Source organism: Burkholderia sp. BCC0405 (assembly GCF_902833075.1).
Lineage (GTDB): Bacteria > Pseudomonadota > Gammaproteobacteria > Burkholderiales > Burkholderiaceae > Burkholderia.
In genome coordinates, this window is the sequence record NZ_CADFEO010000014.1 from 190,587 (window position 1) to 201,306 (window position 10,720).

The 10,720-nt window shown below is 61.3% G+C and carries 10 protein-coding genes; 9 read left to right on the forward strand and 1 reads right to left on the reverse strand.

All coding sequences use genetic code 11. The features are described from left to right. Positions 1 to 463: 463 nt before the first annotated feature. The 9 genes from HWX36_RS23520 to HWX36_RS23560 all read left to right on the forward strand — a co-directional run bounded on the left by HWX36_RS23520 (position 464) and on the right by HWX36_RS23560 (position 9,136). Positions 464 to 976, forward strand: a complete 513-nt coding sequence (locus HWX36_RS23520; protein WP_244136498.1) for an acyl-CoA dehydrogenase family protein — start codon at positions 464 to 466, stop codon at positions 974 to 976. Positions 977 to 1,151: 175 nt separating this feature from the next. Further along, positions 1,152 to 2,138, forward strand: a complete 987-nt coding sequence (locus tag HWX36_RS23525; RefSeq protein WP_175955225.1) for a nitronate monooxygenase — start codon at positions 1,152 to 1,154, stop codon at positions 2,136 to 2,138. Positions 2,139 to 2,330: 192 nt separating this feature from the next. Beyond that, complete coding sequence (locus HWX36_RS23530; protein ID WP_175955227.1) at positions 2,331 to 2,840, forward strand: AMP-binding protein; 510 nt, start codon at positions 2,331 to 2,333, stop codon at positions 2,838 to 2,840. Beyond that, positions 2,821 to 3,765, forward strand: coding sequence for an alpha/beta hydrolase (locus tag HWX36_RS23535; protein ID WP_175955229.1), 945 nt, complete (start codon positions 2,821 to 2,823; stop codon positions 3,763 to 3,765). Before HWX36_RS23530 ends, HWX36_RS23535 begins: the two co-directional genes overlap by 20 nt. Before the next feature lie 108 nt (positions 3,766 to 3,873). Continuing rightward, on the forward strand, positions 3,874 to 4,434 hold the full coding sequence (locus tag HWX36_RS23540) for a TetR/AcrR family transcriptional regulator (protein WP_175955231.1): 561 nt from the start codon (positions 3,874 to 3,876) through the stop codon (positions 4,432 to 4,434). An 87-nt stretch (positions 4,435 to 4,521) separates the two neighbouring features. Continuing rightward, complete coding sequence (locus tag HWX36_RS23545) at positions 4,522 to 5,184, forward strand: tripartite tricarboxylate transporter substrate-binding protein (RefSeq protein ID WP_279613395.1); 663 nt, start codon at positions 4,522 to 4,524, stop codon at positions 5,182 to 5,184. A 10-nt stretch (positions 5,185 to 5,194) separates the two neighbouring features. Further along, positions 5,195 to 6,892 (forward strand): FAD-dependent oxidoreductase, encoded by a 1,698-nt coding sequence (locus HWX36_RS23550; RefSeq protein WP_175955234.1) that lies wholly within the window; start codon positions 5,195 to 5,197, stop codon positions 6,890 to 6,892. A gap of 27 nt (positions 6,893 to 6,919) precedes the next feature. Continuing rightward, positions 6,920 to 8,260 (forward strand): MFS transporter, encoded by a 1,341-nt coding sequence (locus HWX36_RS23555; protein ID WP_175955236.1) that lies wholly within the window; start codon positions 6,920 to 6,922, stop codon positions 8,258 to 8,260. Between the two features lie 609 nt (positions 8,261 to 8,869). Further along, positions 8,870 to 9,136 (forward strand): hypothetical protein, encoded by a 267-nt coding sequence (locus HWX36_RS23560; RefSeq protein ID WP_175955238.1) that lies wholly within the window; start codon positions 8,870 to 8,872, stop codon positions 9,134 to 9,136. A gap of 527 nt (positions 9,137 to 9,663) precedes the next feature. Here the strand turns inward: HWX36_RS23560 and HWX36_RS37305 are convergent. Beyond that, positions 9,664 to 10,653, reverse strand: coding sequence for a sodium/glutamate symporter (locus HWX36_RS37305; RefSeq protein ID WP_244136499.1), 990 nt, complete (start codon positions 10,651 to 10,653; stop codon positions 9,664 to 9,666). Between the last annotated feature and the right edge of the window lie 67 nt (positions 10,654 to 10,720).

Consider the following 10,720-nt stretch of genomic DNA (forward strand, 5'->3'; position numbering starts at 1 on the left):
ACAGCGCGGACTTGAGTAGGGAGGATGTCATCGGTTGGACGATTGTTGGGTGAGGTCCGGTGATCCTAGGCGTCTGACCTGTGTGCTTGCTCTAGGGAAATCCATAATTTGCTTGATGGCCAGCAAGTATATTACGCTTGGTCACCATGTCCTCGATCCAAGGGCAGTTTCCTTTCATCCACTCCTAAAGAGGAGGAGCCCCCATGACAAAGGACCTTTGCGCCCGAAGGTGGCGGCGGCCCGGACCACGTCCGCATGTGATTGCACGCGCCGCAACCTGAATAGGAGATCGACATGGGTTCCGCTTCCTCGCGCCAAACCTTTTCTTGGGATGACCCGCTCGTGCTCGACGCGCAGCTCGGTGATGTCGAGCGTGCCATTCGCGGTGCGGCGCACGCGTATATGTGCGCGTGCGCATCTAGGGCTGCGACCGGCCGATCGCGTCATCGCCTATTGGTGCGTGATGCTGACCGATGAAGCGCACCGCCAACTGGGGGCGCCCCGGCGTGAATCCGCCGATGCGTTGGTGGGTCGGCTGACGCAGGTGGTCAAGGCCTTCTTCATCGACAACGGGTGCCACGGTGCCGACGAAGCGTTGCAGGTCTGGGGCAGCTACGTGCACGAGTACGGCATGGAACAGGCCGTGCGCGACAACTGCATCGCGATGATCTACGAAGGCAAGAACGAGATCCAGACCATCGACCTGCTGCAGCGCAAGGTGCTCGACGACGTCGCGGTTCGACTGGACTCGATGCTGGCGCTGCTCAACGCTGATGCCATGACCGCGCCCCGGAGGCCGCCGCCGAGTTTGCGGAGGCGCTGCGAGCGCAGGACGGCGCCGCGTGCTCCACCACCACGGCCTTGCTCAACGGCCGCGCGGCCGACTCGGAGTGGCTGCTGGCCCGTGCCCTCGGTTTTACGCTGCCGGCCTGGGCCTGGCTGCGCAGTGTCGTTGCCGCACGCCGGTGAATCATGACACGCCGACAGAGGTGCCGCGGCGCGCTTCGGTATGTAGTGGTTGCTGCCCGAGGCGGACGTCTGCTTGAGTCGTGTCGCCTGGCAGGGCGCCGCGCTGCCGCCGTTGTCGGCACCTCGATCCTGCGCCGGCGATTGATCGGCGGCGGGCTCATCTTCCAATCGAAAGGTCATCTATGAATAGACAGCTTCCGGAACGGATTGCGAAGCGGCTTCGGCTGCCGGTGATTGCTGCGCCGATGCTGCGAGTGTCAGGCCCTGATCTGGTGATCGCGGCCTGTCGCAGCGGCATCATCGGCGCGTTCCCCACGGCAAATGCCGGCGATGTGCTCGAGCTTGACCGATGGCTCGAGCGCATCGAATCGGAACTGTCCGATGGAGACGGGCGTTTTGCGCCGTGGTGTCCCAATCTCGTCATTCGGCATGGAGAGGAGAAATTGCGGCGCGACATCGAGGTTATCGTCCGGCGCGGTGCTGAGATGGTCATCACGAGCGTCGGCTCGCCGGCTCCGGTCATCGAGCCGCTGCACGAGGCGGGCTGCCTTGTCTTTGCGGACGTCGCGACGATCACGCATGCGCAAAAGGCGGTCGATGTGGGAGCGGACGGCCTGATCCTCCTGACGGCCGGAGCCGGTGGCCAGACCGGATGGCTTAATGGATTTGCGTTCGTCAGGGCGGTTCGCAGCTTCTTCGACGGGCCCATCGTTCTGGCAGGCGGCGTCAGCGATGGCACGGCCTTGTTTGCCGCGCAGGCGCTTGGGTGCGATCTCGCCTACATGGGCACGAAGATGATCGCGGCCGAAGAAAGCATGGCATCACAGCCCTACAAGAACATGCTGCTCGGCTCGACCGCGGACGACGTAGTGCTGACGCGTGCCATCACCGGTCTTCCTACGAGCATGTTGGGGCCTTCGCTCGTTGCTGCGGGGCTCGATCCGCGGGACCTGGACGAGTTCACCACGCCCGCCCAGGCGCGGGAGCGGTACAGCCAGGCCAAGGACCCGGATGCGCCCAGGCGATGGTCTGGTATCTGGAGCGCCGGTCATTCGGTCAGCGGCGTGGCGCGGATCGAGCCACTGGCAGAGATCGTCGCGGCGACCGAGCGTGAGTTCGACGCCGCACGGCGCCGGGCCCTTTCCTTGGCGGATGACGTCCCCTCGTAGGTGGTTGAGCCTCTTTGCCGCGTAGTCGGCCTGCCCGTGGCGATGTCGGGAGGGATGTCGCTCGTTGCCGAGGTGCCGCCCGCTGATCCTGAGAGCCCAACTTGGGTGTCTGCTTTAGAGTAATACATTACTTGTTTGATAGGTGGCAATAATCCTGCGTCTGACCGCCATGTCTTGCCAGTAGGAAGAAACATGACCGACGAGATTCGACCAGGCAGCATTGGATACCGGGCTGCCCAAACCCCTGATGTGCTGGCCTGCGTCGAAGGGGAGCACAGCCTAACCTGGCGGGGCCTAAACGAGCGTGCCAACTGGGTCGCGCAAGCGTTGCATCAGGTCGGTGTGGAGCGTGGCGACATCGTGGCGCTCAGCATGGAGGTGCGCCTGGAATGGCTAGTGATGGCAGGTGCCCTTGCGAAGTTGGGCTGCTCGATCCTGGGCGTGAGCTGGGGGCTGACCGACGAGGAGGCCTGCTTCCTGCTGAATCCCGCGCCGCCACAATGTGAATACGCCATATGCCGGCGCGCGCCCCTTCTGCATCGAGCGCTTCGCGAAGGGGCAAAAACTGGCCGACGATGCCCTGGCGAAAGAGAATTGCCTCTCGATCAGTTCCTGAGCGCTCTTTCCGCCAATGTGGCGATCGATCACGAAGCACAATGGCCGATGAGAAGGAGAACTGATAATGCGATTGGTGTCATATGAAAAGCTTTCGGGCTTCGGCTCGGTCGCAGACGCGCCGAATTTGTCGGCCGCGTTTCGTCAGTGCTTTGGAAGCTATCGAATTCACGCGAACGGCATCGCTCAACACGCTGTCATCGGCGGCGAGGGCCCACCCCTTCTTTTGCTGAGTGGATGGCCCCAAAGCTGGTTCATGTGGCGCTACCTGATGATGCGTTTGGCGCGCGAATACACGGTCATCGCGGCCGATCCGCGCGGGGTCGGCCTATCGGACATTCCCGCCGATGGCTACGATTCCGAAACGCTCAGTGCGGACCTGCTCGCATTGATGAGCGAACTCGGCCACGAGCGCTTCGCGATGGCGGGGCACGACATCGGGATGTGGACGGGCTGGGCGATGGCCGCCGACGCGCCACGCCGCATCACGCGGATCGCGCTGGGCGAAGCGCTCATTCCAGGTACCGCGCCCTCGCCCCCCCTTATCAGCGATGATCGGCGCCCCAGCGATCGCCTATGGCACTTCAACTTTAACCGCGCTTATGAGATCAACGAAGCGTTGGTCGTGGGCCGAGAGGACATTTATTTTGGTCATCAGTTCAGCTCTAAGGCTGCTCATCCTGAAGCGGTCCCTCGCTACGCGCGCGACTATTATGTGGAACAGCTTCGCCGTGTCCCCGGCGCGCTGAAGGCCAGCTTCGACTATTACCGCGCGATCGATCAGTCGATTCCGCAGAATCGCCGCCGCATGACGGCGAAACTTGCCATGCCGGTGCTCGCTTTCGCGGGCGCGTTGTCGATCGGCAAGCGTATCGAGCAACAGCTCATGCCTCTTGCGAACGATGTCACCGTGCTCGTCATCGACGATTGCGGTCACTACCCAGCCGAGGAGCAACCCGATCAGCTGCTCTCGGCTTTCCTGGAATTCTTCAGGCCATGGCGGGGCGAGTGAGCTCAGCACCCACACACGAGGCCCCGCACGTGCCCCCCCAGAAGCCCTCGCTGATTCGAACCGCCCCGCGCACAGGCCGAACGCGTTGCCGAATCGGACCGTCGCCTGATGGAAGCCGCCATCCGGCTCATCGCCCGAGTCGGCTATACCCGTACCGCGCTCGAATCCATCGGCATCGAAGCTGGCTACAGCCGTGGCTTGGTGCAGCACCGCTACGGCAGCAAGGACCAGATGCTGGAAGAACTGGTCAACAAGATCGCCACGGACCAACGAGAGACGCTGCTGGCGCGACTGCAAGGTCTGCGTGGCATGGACGCGCTGCTCTGCGAGATCGACTGCTATCTCGAAGGCATGGACACGCCGTCCGAACGCTCCCGCGCGTTCTACATGTTGATGCAGGAATCGCTGGGGCCCGCTCCACACATCCGCAGCGCGTTTGCAGCCATCGGCGCACGTTGGCACCGGGCGCTGGCTCGTCAGATTGAGGCCGGGCAGCAAGCGGGCCAGATCCGCCCCGATGTCGACCCCGCCTGCGAGGCACGACTATTGATCGCCACACTTCGCGGCCTGCGCATGCGGTCCATGCTCGATCCGCACATCAGCAATATCGCGAAGTCCATCGACTCGCTCAAGCACAGTCTGCGCGCCCGACTGCTGCAGACCCGATAGACGGCTCAGGTCCTTCCAGTCATATATAGGGTTTATGTCCATCAAACTTTACTTGTGATCGGTATTGCAAATAAATAACATGGTCACATGTCGCCCGTGCACCTGTTGACCTATTGTCGTCCGAGGCTCTGCTCCTCGGCATTACTGCAGACACCCCTCGTGTGTGCCGCACTTCCGTCGCTGCCGGTCAATACGTTCGCGGAGTTGCTCGCGCTTGCGCTGGCGGCACCGGGCGAGCAGGTGATCAGCCATGGGGGCATCGGCACGGCGATACACCACTCGGTGCAGTTCTTCAAGCAGATGGCCAAGACCGTGTTCAACGAGGTCGCCTACCGCGGTTCTGGCCCGGTCATCGTGGGCTTGCTGGGCGGCCGGCCGCTGGCCATGGTCGGCACTCCTTCCGCGCTGTCCCATATCAAGTCGGGCAAGGTGCGCGCACTGGCGGCGACGGGCAGCGAGAGGGCGGTGACGCTGTGTGACGTGTCCACCTTCTCGGAGGCCGGCTTGCGTGGCTGCGAGTCGGCCGGCTGGCCGGGATTCGTTGCTCCGGCAGGCACGCCTGCCCCAGTCGTAACCGCGCTGCTCGCGACCATCACGACAACACCCAACGACTCCGAACTTCGCGCCGCAGCGTGCATGCTGGGCGTCGAGCTCTCACCGAATACGTCGCCCGAGTTTGCCCGATTCATCAAGTCGGAGATCACCAAGTGGGGCGAGGTGGTCAAGATCTCCGGCACCCGTCTTGAATGAGAAAGCCGACATGAAACAAGAGTTCTCTGCCGACGTACTGATCGTCGGTGCCGGGCCCGTGGGGCTCACGCTCGCGATGGACCTGGAATCGCGCGGGGTCAGTGTCATTGTCGCGGAGCGGCGCCACTTCAAGGAGCCGCCCAGCGTGAAGTGCAACCATGTCTCGGCTCGCACGATGGAGCAGTTCCGCCGGCTCGGCGTTGCAGGCCGGTTGCGCGACGCTGGCTTGCCGCCGGACTACCCCAATGACGTTGCGTTTCGCACCAGCATCACTGGCATCGAATTGACCCGCGTGCCGATCCCCTCGCGCGCGGAGCGGTACACAGACACGAGCGGTCCCGACGGGTGGTGGCCGACGCCCGAGCCGCCCCACCGCATCAACCAAATCTACCTTGAACCCATCCTGCTCGAGCACACGGATTCCTTGCCGGGAGTGCGATTGTTCAACTGCACGGAGGTGATCGGCTTCGATCAGGACGACGAGGGCGTGACCGTACGGCTGAAGTCGCTAGACAGCGGCGAGGAATGGCGTGCGCGTTGCCAGTACCTGGTGGGATGTGACGGCGGAAGCTCCTTGGTGCGCAAGCAGATTGGTGCCACGCTGTCCGGCACGGCGGTGATCCAGAACGTCCAGTCCACCTTTATCCGCGCACCTAAGCTGCTGGAGATGATCCCAGGCCGCTCCGCCTGGTGCTTCTACTCAGTCAATCCCAGGCGCTGCGGCACAGTCTTCGCCATCGATGGCCGCGAAACCTGGCTGGTGCACAACCACCTCAATCCGAACGAGTCGTCGTTTGACGCCGTGGACCGCGACACGAGCATTCGGAATATCCTCGGCGTGGGTCGGGATTTCGACTACGAGGTGCTGAACAAGGAGGACTGGGTGGGGCGTCGTCTCGTTGCGGATCGGTTCCGCGACCGCCGAGTCTTCATCTGCGGGGATGCCTCGCATTTATGGGTCCCGTATGCGGGCTACGGCATGAATGCCGGCATTGCCGACGCGATCAACTTGTCATGGCACCTTTCCGCGCACCTGCGGGGCTGGGGCGACGCCGCGATTCTCGACGCGTATGAGATCGAACGCCAGCCAATCACCGACCAAGTCTCGCGCTTCGCGATGAACCACGCGCAAGCGATGATCGCTGCGCGTGGCGCAGTGCCGAACAACATCGAGGTAGCGGGCCCGGAGGGCGAGGCAGTTCGTGCCAATGTGGGAAGGGCCGCATACGACCTCAACGTGCAGCAGTTCTGCTGCGCCGGGCTCAATTTTGGCTACTACTATGAAGACTCACCGCTGATCGAGTATGACGGCGAAGAACCGCCGTCCTACACCATGGGCAGTTTCACCGCCTCGACGGTGCCGGGATGTCGCGCGCCGCATTTCTGGCTTGCCGACGGGAGTTCGCTGTACGACCGCTTCGGTCCAGACTACACGCTTCTCCGCTTCCACCGGGAAGCAACAGTGGAGCCGCTGCTGGCCGCGGCACGGGAGCGTGGCGTACCACTTCAGTTGCTGGACATCGAGGGCGTCGCTGTGCCCGACGCGTACCGCCATCGCTTGGTACTTTGCCGCGCCGACCAGCACGTGGCCTGGCGCGGTGACGAGATCCCCCAGAGCCCGATGAGCCTGGTGGACAAGCTGCGCGGCTATGAAGCGATACGTGATGTGCCGCGTCGTGTCGGGAACGATTCCCGTCAAAAGATCTGATAGATCAAATTCACCAAAGGCTGAGCTATGGAGACAAAATTGATTTCCCCAGGCACTGCGCAGGTATCCCACGAGAAGGCCAGGTCCGATGCCATCTACCACAAGGTCACCTGGCGACTGATTCCTTTCCTCTTCCTTTGCTATCTGCTCTCGTTCCTGGACCGAATCAACATCGGGTATGCCCAATTGCAGATGCGACAGGACCTTGACCTCAGCGATGCCGCATACGGTCTGGGTGCAGGGATCTTCTTCGTTGGCTACCTGTTCTTCGAAGTTCCGAGCAACCTCCTGCTCGAGCGGATCGGGGCGCGAAAGACTATTGCTCGCATCATGTTCCTATGGGGGTTTGCCTCGGCGGCGATGGCATTTGTGCAGACTCCAGCGCACTTCTATGCGGTCCGCTTCCTCCTTGGTGCCTTCGAAGCGGGCTTCTTTCCTGGCGTCATTCTTTACCTTACCTATTGGTATCCTGCTGCACGACGCGCGGCCGTCATTGCGATACTGTTGACCACACTCATCGTCGCCGGGTTGATCGCGGGGCCTCTTTCAGCCGCAATCATGACGGGGTTGCACAATTCGAATGGATTTCGCGGGTGGCAGTGGATGTTCTTGCTGGAGGGCCTTCCGAGCCCTTTGCTAGCTGTTGTCGCGTTCTTCTATCTCACCGACAAGCCGTCGGAGGCAACGTGGCTGACGGATGACGAAAAGAGGTTGATCGCCATCGAGTTGGAGAATGACAAGAAGCTGCGTGATGGTACTGGCCATACGGGGTGGCGCGAGATTCTTAGGAGCAAGAACGTAATTGTGCTTTGCGTTATCTATTTTTGCGTATTAGCTGGAGGTTATACGCTGGCGTTCTGGTTGCCACTCATCCTCAGAGGGGTCGGTGTCAGCGACATCATGCATATCGGTCTGTATGCACTCATTCCCAACAGCTGCGGAGCCGTCGCGATGGTCTGGTGGGGGCGTCGATCGGATCGAAAATTGGAGCGCCGTTGGCACTTCGCTCTCGGCGCGTTCGTGGCCGCGTCTGGCTTTCTCTCGTTGACACTTTCCCAAGGTAGCCTGCCGTTCTCCCTCGCCGCGCTTTGTATCGCGTACATCGGGATGTCAGCGATTTCGCCGCTCTTCTGGTCCGTCCCCACCGGCATACTTTCAAGAACGTCTGCAGCCGTCGGGATAGCGTTGATCTCCAGCCTAGGCCAGTTCGGAGCTGTCTTCGCACCCTGGATGCTTGGGTTCGTCAAGGTCAGGACGGGGGAAATCAAGTTCGGTCTCTATGTGATTGCCGCTCTCCTAATTTTGGGAGGACTCTTGATGATCATTGCGATTCCCGCGAAGGCGATACGCGAGCAGCGGGTGAGTTAGCGGAAATCGACCGAGTGGGCCAGCCGGACCCGGAGGTGGCCCATCGGTTTCAATACAAGTCGTGCGACGATAAGTGGACACTCCGGGGTTGAACGCGGCGCAGAGAAGTTAGCGGCAGAGGCGGGGGGGCGCTTGCGACGAAGGCGCCGACAGGAACGATACGACGCGGTCGTCGGCACCACATTCTCAGCCCGAGGGGGAGCATGATTTCCGTGTTTGAGGCTGGCCTGGCCGCTCGGACGTCGGCTTCGCGCCAGTTTGCGGTTGTCGAACCCCTGTTCGTAGCGGTCGCGTCATTGCCCGAAGTTGCCATTGACATACGGCGATTCGGGCCACGGAACGGCACTTGACTGCAGCTGCCCAGCTGGCTGACCTCCCGGCGGCGGCCTGCTCGGTTCGCGGTGCTGCCCTGCAGGTTTGCGTATGACGAAGCACCTTGATACCTCCGCCAATTTGCCAGTCGTGTAATTGCCTGTAATTGATCCGCCAGGTCTTCTGGCCGATTCTTGAATCGTCATCTGAAAACCCGAGAGACCTGATTCTGAAAGTATGGCGGGCTTGTGCATGACGAGATGTATTTGATCAACGCAATCAAAGACGAGGCTCAAAATGAGTGAACTGGTACGCGAAGTGGTAATTGTATATGCGAGCTACGGCTACCTTAACAAGACAATTGACGTCACCGACGGTATCCGAACTGAATACAAGGAAGGCGCACGTACTTTTTATGCGACCAATCGATTTGGAGATCCCGATCCTGGCGTGACAAAGGCGCTGGTCATCCTCTGGGAGTATGAGCCTCCCGTGAAACCGGGCCAGAAACCGTTCTGCGGGATCACGCTCGAGGGCGATAAACAAGGAATCAAGATCGGTTGACGAAAAATCGTTTGAACCCTTTTAAAATGGTTTGGTGGTGCATATTGCCTGCCAAACCATTTTTTCTTACAAGAAGTGACGACCCTGCATAAAGTTCATCGTTCTTGATTTCAGTGCGAAATCACGTAGGCCACTGCTCGCCAAGGCCGGCGGGCTGTCGGTAGACATCGATCCACGAACGTCTGCTCCGACTCAAGAAAAGCCATTGACCTCTCGCAATGTCGACAGTCCGCTCAGGGTCGCGAAGCGCCTTTCGCACTGATCCACAACGGCCACTCGATGTCGCGCGGGGTTGTTTGCAGACATCGCCGAACGGCCTGGTAATGAGAGGAACCTTATCACTACGGCGAGATTGTCCGCTGAAACCGGATGTCACACAACGCGTCACAAGGAGGGCGGCGCTGCAGGGGAGTTGACACGGGTCTTCACAAGGCCGCGGCCAATAACATGGAAAACCGGAGGCGTCCTGCATGGTCTATGGCGGAAGCGCACGAATGCATGGCTAGCATCAATTATGGATGCCTACATTACCCGTAGATCGGCAGCGCGAGGAACAGCTTGATCACGAGTGCGTTAGCGATTTCGATGAAAAACGCGCGAACCATCGGCACGATCAGGAAGGCCATGTGCGATGGCCCGAAGCGTGCGGTGACGGCCTGCATGTTCGCGATTGCGGTCGGAGTCGCGCCGAGCCCGAAACCGCAGTGGCCGGCCGCGAGCACAGCGGCGTCGTAGTTCGAGCCCATCAAGCGGAAGGTCGCGAAGATCGCGTAGACGACCATCAGCGCGGTTTGCGCAACGAGCAGCACGAGGATCGGCAACTCGAATGCTGTGCCGCGGATCAGCGACTCGATCGCGGTGCCGCCGGACGGCGCGATCGCGAACAGCGCGAGCGTTTTGATGAACGCGGTCGGCGTCATCGAATGCTGTTCCTTGGGATGCTCGAAGCCGCATGTATCGCTGGCACGGTCTTGGGGCGTATGCGGTGCGTCGAGGCCGGGCGTTTTTAGCTTGCGGGTCAGGTAGCGCGCGATCGGGCCGCCGAGCACGAGCCCGAACGTCTCGGAAATCGTGCGGCGCCCGCTTCCGGCGACAGGCGCAGCCCGTTCGCGAGGTAGCTGACGGTCCGGTAGAAGCCCGCGAGCATCAGCAATTCGAGTAGCACCTCGTCGCTGAAATGCGGGCGCAGCGCGTGCCACAGATCGTCGTCGATGTCGCAATGCCGATGCAGCGTGTCGCACAGCCGGATCAGCCCCCCGGTCCTCGTCGCTCCAGCATGCGTCGTCGGACGAGCCGAGGGCCAGCGAGCGAATCTGCTCGCTGGTCAACCCGGCGGCCGCCGAGAACACGGAGACATGCACACCCCATTCGTATTCGGACCGGCAAAGCGCGGTGGTGCGGTCGATGACGATCTCGCGTTGCCGTATGTCGAGGTGGCCTTCGTCCAGCAGGCCGGCAGCGAAGAACTTCGTAAACAGGCGCGCGTCGCGCTGACCTGCCTGGTTTCTTCGGGCCATTTCAATCTTGGGGAATGGCCTCGGTTACTTCAGTTAAACAATACCGCTGCTTGAACTCGTCGGGCGT

What these genes read in the sequence shown, in the direction of transcription:
- HWX36_RS23535 (WP_175955229.1), top strand. Translation starts at nt 2,821, where the DNA reads ATGCGATTGGTGTCATATGAAAAGCTTTCGGGCTTCGGCTCGGTCGCA.
- HWX36_RS23530 (WP_175955227.1), top strand. Translation starts at nt 2,331, where the DNA reads ATGACCGACGAGATTCGACCAGGCAGCATTGGATACCGGGCTGCCCAA.
- HWX36_RS23545 (WP_279613395.1), top strand. Translation starts at nt 4,522, where the DNA reads ATGTCGCCCGTGCACCTGTTGACCTATTGTCGTCCGAGGCTCTGCTCC.
- HWX36_RS23555 (WP_175955236.1), top strand. Translation starts at nt 6,920, where the DNA reads ATGGAGACAAAATTGATTTCCCCAGGCACTGCGCAGGTATCCCACGAG.
- HWX36_RS23525 (WP_175955225.1), top strand. Translation starts at nt 1,152, where the DNA reads ATGAATAGACAGCTTCCGGAACGGATTGCGAAGCGGCTTCGGCTGCCG.
- HWX36_RS23550 (WP_175955234.1), top strand. Translation starts at nt 5,195, where the DNA reads ATGAAACAAGAGTTCTCTGCCGACGTACTGATCGTCGGTGCCGGGCCC.
- HWX36_RS23520 (WP_244136498.1), top strand. Translation starts at nt 464, where the DNA reads ATGCTGACCGATGAAGCGCACCGCCAACTGGGGGCGCCCCGGCGTGAA.
- HWX36_RS37305 (WP_244136499.1), bottom strand. Translation starts at nt 10,653, where the DNA reads ATGGCCCGAAGAAACCAGGCAGGTCAGCGCGACGCGCGCCTGTTTACG.
- HWX36_RS23560 (WP_175955238.1), top strand. Translation starts at nt 8,870, where the DNA reads ATGAGTGAACTGGTACGCGAAGTGGTAATTGTATATGCGAGCTACGGC.
- HWX36_RS23540 (WP_175955231.1), top strand. Translation starts at nt 3,874, where the DNA reads ATGGAAGCCGCCATCCGGCTCATCGCCCGAGTCGGCTATACCCGTACC.